The sequence below is a fragment of the Levilinea saccharolytica genome, assembly GCF_001306035.1.
GTDB classification, from domain to species: domain Bacteria; phylum Chloroflexota; class Anaerolineae; order Anaerolineales; family Anaerolineaceae; genus Levilinea; species Levilinea saccharolytica.
In genome coordinates this window covers 1-16,076 of the sequence record NZ_LGCM01000001.1, presented here as the reverse complement: position 1 = coordinate 16,076, position 16,076 = coordinate 1, and the positions used below count along the sequence as shown (strand labels likewise).

12 protein-coding genes are annotated in these 16,076 nt (G+C 63.2%); 5 read left to right on the top strand and 7 right to left on the bottom strand.

The window, feature by feature from the left end:
• From ADN01_RS00060 to ADN01_RS00040, 5 genes are all read left to right on the top strand, one after another.
• Positions 1 to 686 (top strand): DUF3298 and DUF4163 domain-containing protein (locus ADN01_RS00060; protein WP_062419520.1); only part of this gene is annotated, 686 nt, incomplete at its 5' end.
• A 10-nt stretch (positions 687 to 696) separates the two neighbouring features.
• Positions 697 to 1,569: a PIG-L deacetylase family protein gene (locus ADN01_RS00055; RefSeq protein WP_062419521.1), complete on the top strand. Its 873-nt coding sequence runs from the start codon at positions 697 to 699 to the stop codon at positions 1,567 to 1,569.
• A gap of 22 nt (positions 1,570 to 1,591) precedes the next feature.
• On the top strand, positions 1,592 to 2,329 hold the full coding sequence (locus ADN01_RS00050; RefSeq protein WP_062419522.1) for a SagB/ThcOx family dehydrogenase: 738 nt from the start codon (positions 1,592 to 1,594) through the stop codon (positions 2,327 to 2,329).
• Between the two features lie 141 nt (positions 2,330 to 2,470).
• Positions 2,471 to 4,669 (top strand): polyphosphate kinase 1, encoded by a 2,199-nt coding sequence (ppk1, locus tag ADN01_RS00045; protein WP_201778599.1) that lies wholly within the window; start codon positions 2,471 to 2,473, stop codon positions 4,667 to 4,669.
• A gap of 96 nt (positions 4,670 to 4,765) precedes the next feature.
• Positions 4,766 to 5,698 carry a peptidase associated/transthyretin-like domain-containing protein gene (locus tag ADN01_RS00040; protein ID WP_062419523.1) on the top strand — a complete coding sequence of 311 codons (933 nt, stop codon included), beginning with the start codon at positions 4,766 to 4,768 and terminating at the stop codon, positions 5,696 to 5,698.
• 60 nt (positions 5,699 to 5,758) lie between these two features.
• Here the strand turns inward: ADN01_RS00040 and ADN01_RS00035 are convergent, their stop codons facing one another.
• The 7 genes from ADN01_RS00035 to ADN01_RS18955 all read right to left on the bottom strand — a co-directional run.
• Complete coding sequence (locus tag ADN01_RS00035; protein WP_062419524.1) at positions 5,759 to 7,357, bottom strand: hypothetical protein; 1,599 nt, start codon at positions 7,355 to 7,357, stop codon at positions 5,759 to 5,761.
• 81 nt (positions 7,358 to 7,438) lie between these two features.
• Positions 7,439 to 8,677, bottom strand: coding sequence for a glycosyltransferase (locus ADN01_RS00030; protein WP_062419525.1), 1,239 nt, complete (start codon positions 8,675 to 8,677; stop codon positions 7,439 to 7,441).
• 2 nt (positions 8,678 to 8,679) lie between these two features.
• Positions 8,680 to 9,783: a glycosyltransferase family 4 protein gene (locus ADN01_RS00025; RefSeq protein ID WP_062419526.1), complete on the bottom strand. Its 1,104-nt coding sequence runs from the start codon at positions 9,781 to 9,783 to the stop codon at positions 8,680 to 8,682.
• Positions 9,780 to 12,341: an AAA family ATPase gene (locus ADN01_RS00020; protein ID WP_062419527.1), complete on the bottom strand. Its 2,562-nt coding sequence runs from the start codon at positions 12,339 to 12,341 to the stop codon at positions 9,780 to 9,782. Before ADN01_RS00020 ends, ADN01_RS00025 begins: the two co-directional genes overlap by 4 nt.
• A 29-nt stretch (positions 12,342 to 12,370) precedes the next feature.
• Positions 12,371 to 13,699 (bottom strand): hemolysin family protein, encoded by a 1,329-nt coding sequence (locus ADN01_RS00015; protein WP_062419528.1) that lies wholly within the window; start codon positions 13,697 to 13,699, stop codon positions 12,371 to 12,373.
• A gap of 53 nt (positions 13,700 to 13,752) precedes the next feature.
• The gene (locus ADN01_RS00010) at positions 13,753 to 14,982 is read right to left on the bottom strand and encodes a metallophosphoesterase family protein (protein ID WP_062419529.1); all 1,230 of its coding nucleotides are present in this window, start codon (positions 14,980 to 14,982) and stop codon (positions 13,753 to 13,755) included.
• A gap of 13 nt (positions 14,983 to 14,995) precedes the next feature.
• On the bottom strand, positions 14,996 to 16,076 hold a 1,081-nt coding region (locus tag ADN01_RS18955), incomplete at its 5' end, for a C39 family peptidase (protein WP_075070816.1).

Sequence of the window (16,076 nt, the reverse complement as noted above, 5' to 3'; positions counted from 1 at the left end):
CCCCCACACCCACCCCCAGCGCGCCCTCCTCCCTCGATTTCTCCGACCAGTCGGAAACCGTCACCGAGACCAACCCGCCCTACGAACTGCGCCTGCATTACCCCCGTTTTGAAGGTGAGTCCGCCGCCGCTGCCGACCTGAACCGCCGCGTGCAGGAACAGGTAGACAGCCTGCGCCAGGGCTTCGCCGCCGACGCCGCCGTCAACGAGGAATGGCGCGCGCAAAACATGCCCGAATCAGGCAGCAGCCTGGATTTAAACTACAGCGTGGCTTACAACCAGCGCGGTCTGCTCAGCCTGCGCTGGGACGTGGGCTTTTATGTGGCCGGGGCCGCCCACCCCAATTCCTACAGTCTGACCCTCAATTATGACCTCTTCACCCAGCAGCCCATCGCCCTAGAAGAGCTGTTCCAAAGTGGCGCACCCTATCTGACCGACCTGCAAAGTTACTGCACCGATCAGCTCACCGCCGTTCTGGGTGACATGCTGTTTGCCGAAGGGCTGACCCCCCTGCCCGAGAACTATGCCCGCTGGGTGTTCACCCCGCAGGGCTTCGAATTCACCTTTGACCCCTATCAGGCAGCTCCCTACGCCGCCGGGCCGCAGCAGGTGCGCGTGCCCTACGCCCAATTGCAGCCCCATTACCGCCCCGAAAGCCCCCTGATGCGCATTCTCACCACCCCCTGAGGAAACCGCCGTGTCTGAACCCGCCGTTCTTCTGGTCGTTTTGGCCCATCCCGATGATGAAAGCTTCGGCATGGGCGGTACATTGGCCCATTACGCCCGGCGCGGCGCCCAGGTGCACCTGGTGTGCGCCACCCGCGGCGAAGTGGGGATGATGGATGAAGCCCATATGAAAGGCTTCACCTCCATCGCCGACCGGCGCGAATCGGAGCTGCGCTGTGCGGCGGGCATCCTGGGTCTGAGCGGGGTGCATTTCCTCAACTACCGCGACTCGGGCATGAGCGGCTCGCCCGACAATTTTCACCCTCACGCCCTGGCTGCCGCCCCTTTGGATGAGGTGGCCGCGGCCGTCACCCACTACATCCGCAAACTGCGCCCGCAGGTGGTGTTGACCTTTGACCCCATCGGCGGCTACCGCCACCCCGACCACATCGCCATTCATCAGGCCACCGTGCGGGCCTTCTTCGCCGCCCCCGACCCCACGGCCTTCCCCGGTGATCTGCCGCCCCACACCCCCGACCGGCTGTTTTTTCACACCATCCCCAATACCTTCCTGCGCCTGGCCGTGCGCCTGATGCCCCTCTTTGGCCGCGATCCGCGCCGCTTTGGGCAAAATCAGGATATTGACCTGGTGTCCATCGCCCAGGTGCAGTTCCCCACCCACGCCGTCATCGGCTACCGCGAGGTGGCTGAGCAGCGCGCCCAGGCCGCCGCCTGCCATGAAAGTCAGGGCGGCAAGCAGATGTCCAGCGGGCTGCTGCCCCGTTTGCAGCGTTGGTTCCAGGCCAAAGAGACCTTCATGCAGGCCTACCCCGAACCCGCCGCTGACGCCCGTCAAACAGACCTCTTTGCCGGTTTGCCGGTCACCTTTTCCAACCCAGCCTAATCCACCCCCAGGAGATTCCCCCATGAGCGAAAGCATCGGCAAGCTCTTTATGGAGCGCACCGCCCCCCAACATCTGGAACCCTCGCGCCAAAGCCAGGGCGTGCCCCAGCCCGCGCTGGAACTGCCTTACCCGCCCCAGGCCGCCCTCATCGACCTGCCTTCCCCCGACAGTCTGCACATCCCCGCGCTGGATCTGCGCCTGGCCATTGAGCAGCGCCGCACCCTGCGCCACTATCAAGACACGCCCCTGACCCTCGACGAGCTTTCCTACCTGCTGTGGGCCACCCAGGGCGTGCAGAACGTCACCAACCGCCCCGTCACCTTCCGCACGGTGCCCTCGGCGGGCGCGCGCCACGCCTTTGAAACCTTCCTGCTGCTCAACCGCGTGGCGGATGTGGCCCCCGGCCTGTACCGCTATATCGCCCTCGAACATGCCCTGCTGCCCGTCAACAGCGACCCCGCCCTGGTGGACACCCTGGTGCACGCCTGTTGGGATCAGGAACAGGTGCGCCGCTCTGCTGCCACCTTCTTCTGGGCGGCTGTGCTGGAGCGCATGTATTGGCGCTACGGCGAGCGCGGCTACCGCTACCTGCTGCTGGACGCCGGACACGTGTGCCAGAACCTCTACCTGGCCGCCGAGAGCGTGGCCTGCGGGGTGTGCGCCATCGCCGCCTATCACGACGACCTGCTCAACCCAGCCCTGGGGTTAGACGGCCAGGAGCAGTTCACGGTCTACGCCGCCTCCCTCGGCAAACGCTGACCCTCCCCCCCCCAACAGTTCAGAGGCTGCCCGCAAAGAACCAGCGGCAGCCTCTTTTCACACCGCAGCCTGCCTCATTCTTGCCCATTCAGGTATAATCTTAACATCTGCGCTCAACAAATCACCGGAGGAATTGGGAGAATGGCGAAAAAAGTGACCCCCAAACAAAAACAGATGGAACACCCTCCCGCCCCCGCCCCTGCCCCCGCCAGCCCCAGCGAGGCCGAAATCGCCCTGGATTCCCCCGCGCTGTACATTAACCGCGAGATCAGCCTGCTGCAATTCCAGCGCCGCGTACTGGAAGAGGCCCAGGATCCCCAAAACCCCCTTCTGGAACGCGTCAAATTCCTCTCCATCGTCGGCTCAAACCTGGAAGAGTTTTTCATGGTGCGCGTGGGCGGGCTGATCATGCAGAATGAGGCCGGAGTCTCCGAGCTTTCGGTGGACGGCCTCACCCCCGCTCGCCAGTTGGCCGAAATCCGCAAACTGGCCGAAAAGATCATGAATGAGGCCCGCACCTATTGGAACCGCACCCTGGTTCCCGAGTTGGACAAGGCCGGCATCCACATTTTGAAATATAACAAACTCAGCCAACGCCAGCGCGAAACCGTGGACCGCTACTTTGACGAAATCGTCTTCCCCGTGCTCACGCCTCTGGCGGTGGACCCCGGCCACCCCTTCCCGCACATCTCCAACCTGTCCCTCAACCTGGCGGTGGTCGTGCGCGACAACCAAAACGGTCAGCGCCGCTTTGCCCGCGTCAAAGTACCCCCCTCCCTGCCCCAATTGGTCCCCATCCGGCGTTCCTCCGGCGGCCTGCGCCGCGACGGCACCGTTCCCCACCACCACTACTTCATCTGGCTGGATGAACTCATCACCAACCGCCTGGAACACCTCTTCCCCGGCCTGGAGGTGATCGAGGCCTTTTCCTTCCACGTCACCCGCAACGCCGACATCCAAATTCAGGAATTGGAAGCCCTGGATTTGCTGGAAACGATGGAAGAAAATGTGCGCAACCGCCGCTTTGGGGCCGTTACCCGCCTGATGGTGGACCGCGACATGCCCGAGGATGTGCGCGACATCCTCATTGATAACATGAAGGTGGATCTGAAAAACGTCTACATCCTGGAAGGGCCGCTCAGCCTGCGCTCCGTCATGCAGATCGCGCGCATTGACCGCTTCGACCTGCACGACCGCCCCTACCTGCCCGCCATCCCCCCGCGCCTGCGCTACCCGCCCGACGCCCCGCGCGACGCCTTCTTCACCACCATGCGCTCCACCAATATCATGCTGCACCACCCATATGATTCCTTCACCCCCGTGGTGGATTTTCTGCGCGCCGCGGCCCGCGACCCCAACGTCCTGGCCATCAAAATGACCCTCTACCGTGTGGGCAGCAATTCACCGGTGGTCAATGCCCTGCTGGAGGCCTCTCGCGATTACGGCAAGCAGGTGGCCGTGCTGGTGGAGCTAAAAGCCCGCTTTGACGAAGAGAGCAATATCTCTTGGGCCAAAAAGCTGGAACAGGAAGGTGTGCACGTCACCTACGGCCTGCTGGGGCTGAAAACCCATTCCAAAATCGCCCTGGTGGTGCGCAAAGAAGGCGAGCGCATCCGCCGCTATGTGCACCTCGGCACAGGCAACTACAACCACATCACCGCTCAACTGTATGAGGATCTGTCGCTCTTCACCTGCGATGACGATATCGCTTCGGACGGCACCGACCTGTTCAATTACCTCACCGGCTATTCCATGAAGAAAGACTACCGTAAGCTGCTGGTGGCCCCCATCAACCTGCGCGACCGGTTTGAAGAGCTCATCCTTCAGGAAATTGAAGCCCACCAGCAAGGCCCCTACCCCGGCCACATCATCCTCAAGATGAACGCCCTGGTGGATAAGCCCATCATCCAGCTGCTGTACAAAGCCTCGCAGGCAGGCGTGCGCATTGATCTGGTTGTGCGCGGCGTGTGCTGCCTGCGTCCCGGCATTCCCGGCGTCTCCGAAAACATCGCCGTGCGCAGCATCGTGGGGCGCTTCCTGGAACACAGCCGCATCTACTACTTCCACCACGGCGGGCGCGAAACCATCCTGGCGGGTTCCGCCGATATCATGCCGCGCAACCTCAACCAGCGCGTAGAAGTCCTCTTCCCCATCGAAGACACGCGCATGGTTCGCTACCTGCGCGATGAAGTGTTGGATGTCTACCTGCGCGACAACATCAAATCGCGGTTGATGCTGTCAGACGGCAGCTACGAGCGCGCAGCTCCCAATAAGGGCGACACCCTGCTTAACGCCCAGGATTATTTTCTGGCCTCCCGCCTGCGCGGAAGTCATTCATGATCCGAAAGGGGCATTTCGTTGCAAATTCGAAAGAATTGTAAAAATTGCCCCTCTTTTTTCACTTGTGCTGGGTGAGGAAGACAGTATAATCATCCTATGAGGATTCTCAAACGTTTGGCGCTCGCAGCAGTGCTGCTCTTGCTCATCGGAGCGGCGGTGCGCTTACCAGTTCTGGCACAGGACGGTGTGCGCGAGTTTTCCAATGGGCTGACCGTCAGCGATCCTTTCCTCTCCTTTTACGAATCCGCTCCCAACCCGTATCTCAACTTTGGCCTGCCCATCAGCGCCGAAATCCCCACCGCGGACGGACGCACGCTGCAATTCTTCCAACGCGCCGTGTTTGAGCTGGTCGGCGATCAGGTTCACCTTTTGCCCCTCGGCGAACAGTATTACCTGCCCCTCGAAGCTGCCCAGGCGGGCGACCGGCTGCTGGCCTGCCGCGCCGTCGGCCCAGACGGCTACCGCGTGTGCTACGACTTCCTCACCTATTACGAAACCAATGACGGCCCGCGTCTCTTAGGCGACCCCATCGCAGAGATGGAACAGGATGCCCAGGGCCGCTTTCAGCAGTGCTTCCGCAGCGGCTGTTTGGAATGGCGCCCCGAAAACCCCTCCGGTGAGCGCGTCATCCCGCAGGAACTCGGTACCCTGGCCTACAGCCAATCCTACGGCCTGACCGGTGACGGGGCCAACAGCAGCGCCCCCCTGGCTGCGCCGCAGAGCACCACCTTGCAGGTGCATGCCTTTGTCTCTCAGGCGCTCATCCCCGGCGGCAACCCGCAGTCGCTCTACGTGGTCGTGCAGGATCAAAATCTCAATCCCGTCGAGGGCGCCTCGGTGGCCGTCACGGTGCACTACCCCAACAACCGCTACGACGCGCGCATCGCCCCCTCAGACGTCAACGGCATCAGCCAAACCAATTTTGATGTGGGTTTTTACCCATTCAAAGAGGTCATCCGTGTGGATATCTCTGTGGAAAAAGACGGCCTCACCGCCAAAACCGCCACGTGGTTCCGCATCTGGTGGTAAGCACGGTTTTCCCCCTGTGAACGCACAGCGGCCCCTCAACAGGGCCGTTTTTTTATGATTTTAGAAATACAGGAAGAGAAAACTGGTCAGCAATTGCAGGGCGCACAGCAGCCCAAAGCCCGGGCCGCGCCGTCCCAAAAGCCCGCCCGTCTCGCGGCTGGCCGAAAGGCACACCGCCGGGAATAAGGCCGTTCCAAAGCCACTCAGAGCGCCCAAAAGCAGCCCCACCCCCAGCAAGCTTGCCCCCAGACCGTCCACCTTCTGCGCCCGCCCGCTGACCCAACGAACCCAGGCGCGCACACCGCTGGCCGCGGTCAACACCGCCAACCCCAACCCGCAGGCCAACCCCCAGGCCAACAGATTTCCCAACTCAAACGAAGCCGTGAAGGCCAGGGCCTGAAAGCCGGTGGTCAGCAGCAGCCCCACCCAGGCCGCCAACGCCCCCGCCGTCACCCCCGCCAGGCGCGCCCAGGGCAGGCTGCGCCGCCCGTCCAGCGCCAGCCACAGCAGCGAAAGCGGCACCAAAGCCAGCATACCCGCCCCGCACACCGCGCTGGCCAGCACGCTGAAGGCCCCGCTGACCGCCGCCCACCCCCAGGAGCGCCGTGTCAGGCTGCGTTCGGTGAAGAACAGCCCCACGGCAAACAGGGCGGGCAGAAGCGCCTCGTCCAGCGTCCATACCCCCAGCAGGGCGGCTGGCGCCGTGACCCACAGCATCCCCGGCAGATTGGCGCTGTTGGTTCCCAGCAGCGCCCGGCTGACGAAGAACAGGGGCACCAGCCCCAGACTGCCCACAGCCGCCATCAGCAAGGCTCCCCCGCGGCCCGCGTTGACCTGCGCGTCCAGCGCCTCCAGGCTGCCGAAAGCCATCCAGCCGAAAGCCAGGCGCAGCGCCGCGCCCATCACCACTAGCAGCAGCAAATTGCGCCCAGGGCGGTGGGCTGTGCGTAAAATCCACACCAGCGCCAGCATGAACAGCCCAAAAATCCAGGCGAACATATCCGGCCGCGAAAGGCTGCCCCACCCCAAAGACACAAAGCCCGCCAAAGGCTCCAGGTGAAACACCACTACCAGCATGTGATAGGCCGCCGCGGCCAAAGTCAGCAGCACCAGCCCCGCGCGCACCACGGTTTGCCCCTGCCAGAACCCGCGTACGCGGTACATGGGCGCAAAGTTGATCCCCAGCACCGCCAGGGCCTGCCCCACCAGCAAAATCAGCCACACCAACAGCGGCAGGGTATTGGCCAATCCCGCCCGCGCCGCCGCCAGCCGTTCCGCCGCCAGGGCCTGATACCCGCCCGCCACGCGCACGGGTATGGCCTGGGCCACCGCGGGCAGCACCCACGGCAGGGCCAGCAGCAGCAGGCCGCTCAACATCAGCCCCAGGGTAGCCGCCAGCAGGTGGCTGCGGCGGCTGAGCCACAGCTCCAGGCTTTCATTGAACTCAGCCATCCACACCGGCCGCGTCCAGGCGCGCACCGCCAACCCCACGCACAAAATCACCGCCCCCGCGAACAGGGCGCTGGCCGCCAACCGGCCGTCGCTCATGCGGGTTTGCGGCGCACCCAGCCAAAAAGCCAGGGCGACCAGACCCTCAACAGCGGCCAGATTTAAGTAACTGCGGTAAATGATGGTGGGGTGAAAGAAGAGTTCAAACATGGTTTTCCGGTCCGTGATGTGCCGTATCCATGAATTGTACCAGAGGCGTGCAGTGGGCGCCCGCGCGGCACGCCCCCAATTTTAGGCTGCGGAGGGCTGCTGCTGGGCCGCGTCAAACAGTCGCTGGTAAAACACCTGCACCTGTGAGCGCACCAAATTGGCCTCAGCCCGCTGCTGAATCAGGCGCAGGTTAATCTCCGCCGCCGAAGAGCGCAGCCCAGGCCGATCCAAAGCCGCCGCCAGCGCCTCCGCCAGAGACTGCGGTTTGGCCGGTTCCACCAGCAAGCCGTTCACCCCCGGCGTGATCCATTCTCGCAGGGATTCGATATCCCCCACCACCGGGAAGCAGCCCAAAGCCATGGCTTCCAGCAGGGTATTGGGCGTGCCGTCGTGCTCGCTGACGCTGACCGTCACCGCCGCCCGCAGAAACAAATCCCAAAGCTGCCCCTGGGTCAAAAAAGGCAGCAGGCGCACATGCTCGCCAATCTTCAGCCGCTGCACCCAACGCTGTGCCTCGGGCTGGCCCGCCATGCCGGGGCAGACAAAAACCGTTTTCGGACTGCGCTGCAGCACCAGGGGAATCGCCTGGAAAAACACGTCGTTGCGCACCGATCCAGGCCGGAAGCCGCGCGGATTGATCACAATTGGCACCCCTGCGGGCAGGTATTCCATCCCGCTGCCTTCGGCCTCTTCACGCGTGCGGTGCATCTCGGCCAGATCAATGCCCCCCGACCCAGGCACCACCAGGCTGGGGCGGTTGGGGAAGAAGCCCCACTGCCGCGCCAAACGGGTATCGCGTTGGGCGTCAGCCATCAGCCCATCCGCGCGCCGCAGCGTGCGCCGCGTGGCCTCGGCCATCCAGCGCGAGCCGTGAGCGTGCAGGGTCAGATCGTTGCCCCATACCGAAACCACCAGCGGAATGCCCGGCGGGGTATAGGCAGCCAACATGCCCTCAAAGGGAATGCGCAAACCGTGCACCAGATCAGGCTGCAGCTCAGCTGCCAGGCGGCGAAAACGCGGGCCGTACCACGCCAGGCTGATGGGGCCAAAGCCGTAACGTCCGCGCAGGAACAGACCGCGGAAGCGGCTGACCAGCGGACGTACACGTCCGCCGCTGCCGGTGGTCGCCCGCCGTGTGGTCACCTGCCCACCGGCCATGCCCCCAAAGGCCACCGGTAGGGTCACCATACCCTCCACGCCGGGAATTTCCTCACATGGAAAGGTGGACACCACGGTCACGCGGTGCTGCATGGCCTGTAACCCCAAAATCCAGCGGCGAGTGGTCGGGCTGCGCCCGTCGGCAACCAGCAGAATATGCATGTTCATTTCTCCTGAAGCGAACCCACAGCGCGCACAAAGGCCGCCACCATGTTTTCAAGGTTGATTTCTTCGCGCACAATGCGGTACGAAGCCGCCCCCATGCGCCGCAGCGCTGTTGGGTCCGCCAGCGCCTGGCGTAAGGTTTGGGTCAGCGCCTGCAAGTCACCGGGCGGCAAAGCCCAGCCGTTCTCCGGCCGCACCAGATCCGCCTGGGTGCCGTCGGCCTCAGCCACCATCACAGGCAGACCGTGCGACATGGCCTGCTGCACGGCCAGCCCGCCCGTACCCGGCAGCACAAACACATCCGCCGTGTCAAAGAAAGGAGCCAGCTCATCTCCGTGGCGCGCGCCGAAGAACTGCGCCTGCGGGTACACGCTTTGGGCCAGGGCCTCTAAAGCCGGTCTTTCGGGGCCATCCCCCACCACCCACAACCGCGGCTGTTCCCCCGCGGGCAGGGCCGCGCAGGCCCGCAGCAGCAAATCCACGCGCTTGCGCGCCTGAAGCCGCCCCACAAACAGCACCGCCGGGCCGGCTTCTTCAAAAGTGGTCAGACGCGGCGGAATGGGCAGCGTGGGGCGGGCAGCCACCGCGTTGGGCGCCAAAAAGACCTTGCCCGCTGGGAAACCCGCCGCGCGGTATTCGCGCAGGCCCTGTTGACTGTAGGTGACCAGGGCGTCAAACTGCGTCAGGAAACGCCGCCTCAGCCAGCCCGCAGGCCCTTTGCCGCCGTGCGGCAGGCCCAACCCCCAGCCAATCACCCCGCGGCCGCGGCGGTGCATCCAGCGCACCGCCGAAGGGGTGCGCACATAGCGCGGGTTGGCTTCCACAATTAAAACCTGCGGCTGCCATTCCTTCAGCCAGCGCATCAGGCCCCCTTGCCAGCACAGATAGGCCCCGCCCGAAAACCAGTGGTGGTTTTCGGCCTCGGCGCGCACGGCCGTGCGCAGCCCAGCGGGCTGCTCTTCGATCATCTCTTCGGGACGCGGCTGACCAGCGAACACGCTCAACCCGCCCGCGCATTCCGCCGCCAGGGCGTCAAAAAAGGCCGCCCGGTAAGCGGGCAGCACCCGTTGAATCACACCCACCCGCGCCGCGATCTGGCTCAAATCAGCACCTGTACACGCGAACCGTTCTGGCTTTTTTCCACCTCAATGCGCGCTGGGAAAGCGTCTTTCAGCTCTTCCAGGTGGGTGATCACCAAAATTTTGGCAAAATCCTCCTGCACCAGGTGAATGGCTTCCACCAGGCGCTGGCGGCCCTCGGCGTCCTGGCTGCCAAAACCCTCGTCAATCACCAGGGTTTGCAGCCGCGCCCCGGCGCGCTGGGCCAACACCCGTGAAAGCGCCAAACGGATGGCAAAATTCACGCGAAAGGCCTCGCCGCCGGAAAACAGCTCATATTCCCGCACCCCGGCGGGGTCGCTGATGAGGATATCCAGGGTCTCTTTCTTATCCTCGCGATTTTTATCCTTGTAATCTTTTTGGGTGGCAAAACGTACCGACATGCCCCCATTGGTCAGCCGGTCCAGCAGCTGGTTGGCGTGCTCCTCAATTTCGGGCAGGGCGTTCTCGATCAGCAGGGAGGGGATGCCGTCTTTGCCAAAGGCGCGTTCCAACTGCTTACAGTGGGAAATCCGCACGGCCAGGGCCTCGCGTTCAGCCCGCAAGGCACTCTGCCGCGCACGCTGATTTTTCAGCACCTCCACCGACTGGTTAGCCGCCCCCACTTGCATCCGCAGCCGGTTTTCCTGCTCCTGCAATCCCAACAGCTCGCTTTCCGCTGTGCGCAGGTCCGGCAGGCCGGCACGGTCTGCCTCGTACCGCTGGCGCACCTCGGCCAAATGGGCCTCCAAAGAAGCTGCCTGTTCCTCAGCCTGCTGCACCTGCCCGCTCAGCGCGGTGATCTCGCGTTCCAGGGGGGCCAAAGCGGCCTGGGCGGTTTCCAGCGCACGCTGCTGCTCTTCGCTGGCGCGCCCGGCCTGCTCTGCCTGGCGGGCCGCATCGTGTGCCGCTCCATCGTATCCTAAAACCCGCAGGCGTTCATCCACCGCCGCCAGACGGGCGCGAGCTTCCGCAGCGTACTCCCCGCTGGAGAGGCGCGCTTCCACCGCGTCCAGAGCCGGCTGGCCCACCGTGCGCCATTCTTGCAGCGCCGCGTCCATCTGCGCCTTCCGGTCGTGGGCCTGATCCAACCGCCGTTGGGCCGTGCGCAATTCTCCTTCCTCCCGGCGCAGCTGCTCCAGGGCCTGGTTGATCTGCGCGCACCGTTCCTCAAAGCGCCGCTTCTGTTCCAGGTTCTCGCGATAGCGGTCGCCCAACTTCTTGCCGTCCGTCTGCAGCGCTTCGGCCATAGTTTCGCGATCCTGCGCCGAAAGCGGCTGACCGCACACCGGGCAGGCCGCACCGGTGACTTCGCTCAGGCGTTGGATGCGCATTTTCAGCTCATCCATCTCGGTCTTCAGGCGCGTGTTCTCGGCCAAAAGCTCCACCCGGGTATCCTGAGCGCCGCGCAGTTCGGCTTCCAGGCTCTCGCGCTCGGCCAACTGCGCCTGCAGGCGCTCCGTTTCCGCCTGGGCGGCCTGAAGCTCGCCACCCGCGGCGGGCAGATTGGCTTCCAGTTCGATCATCTGTTGGCGGCGGGCGCGCAAATGATCGCGCTCCGCTTCCAGACGGGATTTTTCGGCTTCCAGCGCCAGGAGCGGCTCGGCGCGTTCGGTTTCAATCTGACGAAACGAAGCCGCCATCGCCTCCCAGCCTTCCAGCTCCTGACGGGCAGCCTTCCAGGCCTGGTAACTGGCCGCAATCTCATCTGCACGAGCGATCTGTTCGCGGTACTGCTCCCGTTCCGATTGGCGGGTTTGCAGCACAGCCGCCTGCTCCCGGTGGGTACTGCGCGCCGTTTCGGCCTGACGGGCCAGCAAGTCCACCAGACGGGCCTGCTCGGCCAGCGAATCGGCCAGCCGCCGCACCTGATCCAGCCATTGGGCCTGTTTCTGGCGCGCCTGGGCGGCCTGTTCCAACTGGGCTTGCAGCTCCTGCAGCCGGGCGCGGCGCTGCTCTTCCTGGGCCAATTCCTCTTCAATCTCGCGCAGCTGCCCGTTCACTTGCAATAACGAAGCCTCTTCCGCCTGCCGCCGTTTGGCAGTGCGCTCGCGGTAAGCCTCCCAAATTTCCAGACCCAGGATATTGCTGAGGATGCGCTTGCGGTCGCCGGGGCGCTGCTGGGCAAATTGATCGGCCTTGCCTTGCAGGAAGAAAGAGGCGTTGGTGAAAGTCTCGTAATCCATGCGCAGGGTGCGGGTGATGGCGCTTTCCGTCTCGCGGATGGAATGTTCGGTCAGCGGCCGGAAACCGCCGTCGCTGCCCTGCACAAAAAATTCCAGCAGGCCGGTCTTGTTGGCCGGTTTAATGCGCTGCACGCGGTACAGGTGCTCTTCGTAGCGGAAATCAAAAATCACCTCGGCCTGGCGCGCACGGCTGTGGATGATGGCGTCGTCGCGGCGGCGCGCCTGCCCAAACAGCGCCCAGGTGATGGCATCCAGCAGCGAAGACTTGCCCGCGCCGTTGTGACCGGTGATGCAGGCGATGTGGAACTCCGAAAAATCCACTTCTACCGGATCGCCGTACGATAAAAAGTTGGAGATTTGCAGTCGAACAGGGATCATAAGTCCGATCTCAGATGGTGATCATTGCGTTAGTTGTTTGTCGAAGCCTCTTGAGATCCAGCCAGGGGGGTGACCAATACCTTATCCACCCGCCGCTGATCCATATCTACCACTTCAAAGCGGTACCCGCCCCATTCAAAGGACTGTCCAGCCCGCGGAATATCGCCAAACTGGCTCATCATCATCCCGCCCAGGGTCTGATACCCCACGCGTTCCTCATCGGGCAGATCATCCATGTCCAGCAGTTCCTTCATCTCATCCACGCGCAGCAGACCGTCCAAAAGCCAGGAATCGTCCTCGCGGTGTACCACCAGCGGGTCGGGCGTTTCGCCCGTGGTGGAAAAGTTGCCCACGATGGCGCGCAGAATGTCCAAAAGGGTCACCATCCCCAACACGCCGCCGTACTCATCCATCACCAGCACCATGGGCAGACCGGTGTTTTTGACCATCTCCAAAACCTTGAGCGCCGGAGCGCTTTCAGGGACAAAAATGGGCGGTTCCAACAGCGCCCGCAAATCAATCGCTCCACCTTCCAGGCGCGCATCCAAAAGGTCGCGCACGTTCAAAATGCCTTGAACGTTATCCAGGCTGCCCTGGGCCACCGGCAGCAGCAGATGGGGGCTTTGGCGCACCTTTTGCAGGTTCACCTCCAGCGAATCGTCCAGGTCCAGCCAGGTCACCTCGGTGCGCGGGGTCATCATGGCGTCCACCGAGCGGTCGCTGAAGCGGAAAACGCTCTCCACCAAATCCTGCTCACCAGCCTCAAACACCCCCACCTGGGTGCCTTGTTCCAGGAGGATCTTGATTTCCTCGTTGGTCACCGGCGGCTCCTGCGACTCGCGCATGCCCAACAGGCGCAGGATGGCGTCCGTGGAGACGCTCAACAGGCGCACCAGCGGCTGTGCCGCGTTCGAAAGTCCGTTCATCCCGCGCGCCATGCGCACCGCCACCCCCTCAGGGTCATTTAAGCCCAGGCGTTTGGGTACCAATTCGCCCAGCACCAACGAAAGATAGGTGATGACGATCACGATCAGGACGAAGGCAATCTGATAGCTGTAAGTTTGAATCCATTCCCACGGAATTTTGGCAATCACCGGGGCCAGGTCGCCCGCCAGGGTGGCGCCGCCCAGCGCGCCTGAAAGCACGCCGATCAGCGTAATGCCTACCTGGATGGTGGACAGCAGACGGTTGGGGTCTTCGGCCAGCAATAAAGCCGTGCGCGCCCCCGCGCTGCCGTCCTCGGCCATCTGCTGCAGCCGCGCCTTGCGCGAAGATACCACCGCAATTTCCGTCATGGCGAACAGACCGTTGGCCAGGATGAGCAGCAAAAGAATCAAAATCTCAAAGGCTGTGGGCATGGTCTTAACAGTATATCATGTCAGGGTATGGAGCGAGGCCCGCCGCAGGGCGGTTATTCTTCGTCCACCTGCCGGATGACCTCATCGGCCAGGGCGCGCAGCGCCGGGGCTTCCTGGGGGTTGGTCTGAACCACGCCAAAGTAGCGGTCCAGCAGCTCCAGCGCCGAAAGGCTGCTGATGGTCTGGTCGTTGGGCAGGCGCAGACTGGCCTCCACTTTGGGGCGGCGGATCAAATGAAACTCAAAGGCGTTGGCGCAGGCCGCGCGCAGGGCAGCTTCGTCCAACAACGGTTCCCAATCGCGCGGATAGGCCAGGGTCAGGCGAAAAATGGCCCGCTCCAGCTCCTGGGCCGGCGGCAGCACCGCCAGCACCTGCTGCATGAAGCCTTCCTGCGATGCAACCATCAGGCTGCGGTCTAAAAAACGCCGTCCGTGCAGCTTACGCCATTCCACCTCGGTCTTGCCGCGCTCCACCCGCGCCACCACAAAGAATTTATCATCGGCGATCTCGCCGAAATCCACGCGCTCAATGGAACCCGGGTAAATCACCGGCGGGTGCGCCCCGGGGTTCAGGTTCTGGCCTTTATGAATATGCCCCAGGGCCACGTAATCCAGGCGCGGGTCGCGCAGCAGCCCGCCCGGCAGCACCACATCCGCCCCCAGCATCACGCTGCGCTCGCCGCCGTAGGTGGCCCCCTGCACCGAGGCGTGGGCCGTCAGCACCGTGGGCAAGGTCGGGTCGGCCTCCGCGATTAGCGCTTCAATCAAGGGGGTCACCCGCGCTTCCACCTCCCCCGCTACCTCGTCAGGGGTCAGTCCGCGCACCTGCAAAGCCGCCATCAACCCGGAGCGGTTGATCCACGGCAAGGCGATCACCTGCAAAGGCAGACCCCACAAATCCTGGGGGCCCAGATAGGCCGGTTTCCCCAAGACCTTCACATAAGGCACTTCCAGGGTGTCGTATTCATGCAGGGTGTGGGCGCGCCCCGCCGCGGGGGAAAGGTCGTGGTTTCCCACCAGCAGCAGGGTGGGAATGCCCGCCCGCGACAGGCGCATGATGCGCCGCCCCCATTCGCGCTGGAAGGTGGGCACGGGCGTGCGGTCTTTATACGTATCGCCCGCAAACACCACCACATCCACCTTTTCCTGGATGGCCGTATCCACAATGGTATCCAGCGCCTTCAGGAAATCCAACACGCGCACCGGCAGACCGCTTTCGGGGTCATGTCTGCCGTGGGCAGCCATATCAATGTGAGCGTCGGCAAAATGCAGCAGAGTCGGCATAAGAACGGTGCGGTTAGCCCCCCAAAGCAGAGAGAAGTTCTTCGCTGGGTGTAAAACCGGGGTGATATTCCAGGCTCCGGCGCAAATCGTCAATCGCGCCAGCCACGTCCCCAACGGCGTTCTTGGCGCGCGCGCGCCAATAAAAACTTTCTTCCAAATAAGGCTTCTTGGTGCGTTCCAATGGTTCCAACACGCTGTCTGCCAGGTTGATCACATCCTGGTAGCGCCCAGCGTAAAAATAGGCGAAATAAGGGCCGGTCTGATACCAGGGCAGCCGGTAGGGGCGCTGCTCTTCGGGCAGGGCCGCCATCAGCCGGAAGGCCTCATCATACGATTGGGCCGCGCCCTGATAATCTTGCAGCCGCACCATGCTCGTCCCGCGGTTGTACCAGGCAAACACCTGATCCGCACCCGTCAGGCTGTACACCTCGGCCGAAGCCTTGGCATAAGCCTCGCGGTCCGCCGCGGCCTCGTCCGCCGATGCGCCCAACAGGCTCATCACCAGGTTTTCCTGCTCCGGCGGGTAAATCACCACATAAATAAAGTTGAACGAGCGCCATTCCGCCAGCAGGGTGTCGTAGCTCAGGCGGTAATTCTGGCCGTTGGTCAGATAAGAATCCTGCAAAATAAACTCGCCCGCGGCGTCGTCATAACCGTTGATCACCTGGTAATGACCCATCCAGGAGTATTTCCCGTTCAGGTCGCGGATGCGAAACGTGCCGATTTCCAACAAGACCGGGAGCTGATTGGCGATCAAACTCTTCACGCCTTCCAGCGTCCCGCCCTGGCGAACCACCGCACGCAGGTTGGTCTGGGTGTTCACATAGTCCGCCATCTCATACGGCATGACATTTTTATCTTCGGCAAAGGGCTTCAGCACCGCTGCCACATCCAACATCTTGCCTTCCCAGTCAAAATACGACAGAGCCATGGTCAGGTTGGCCGGGCCGCAGTTGTTCCAGCCGTTATGTTGATCCGTATATTGAATGCCCTCCAACACCACGCTTTCGGGCAGCCGGGTGGGGGTAGGCTGAGGGGTGGGGGTGGGCGAAGGCGCGGGGGTCTCCGTGGGCACCGGCGTCTCCGTCACCGTG

Bases quoted from the DNA above. Each gene is read 5' to 3' on its own strand.
- ADN01_RS00050 (WP_062419522.1), top strand. From the start codon at position 1,592: ATGAGCGAAAGCATCGGCAAGCTCTTTATGGAGCGCACCGCCCCCCAA.
- ppk1 (WP_201778599.1), top strand. From the start codon at position 2,471: ATGGCGAAAAAAGTGACCCCCAAACAAAAACAGATGGAACACCCTCCC.
- ADN01_RS00040 (WP_062419523.1), top strand. From the start codon at position 4,766: ATGAGGATTCTCAAACGTTTGGCGCTCGCAGCAGTGCTGCTCTTGCTC.
- ADN01_RS00035 (WP_062419524.1), bottom strand. From the start codon at position 7,357: ATGTTTGAACTCTTCTTTCACCCCACCATCATTTACCGCAGTTACTTA.
- ADN01_RS00030 (WP_062419525.1), bottom strand. From the start codon at position 8,677: ATGCATATTCTGCTGGTTGCCGACGGGCGCAGCCCGACCACTCGCCGC.
- ADN01_RS00020 (WP_062419527.1), bottom strand. From the start codon at position 12,341: ATGATCCCTGTTCGACTGCAAATCTCCAACTTTTTATCGTACGGCGAT.
- ADN01_RS00015 (WP_062419528.1), bottom strand. From the start codon at position 13,699: ATGCCCACAGCCTTTGAGATTTTGATTCTTTTGCTGCTCATCCTGGCC.
- ADN01_RS00010 (WP_062419529.1), bottom strand. From the start codon at position 14,982: ATGCCGACTCTGCTGCATTTTGCCGACGCTCACATTGATATGGCTGCC.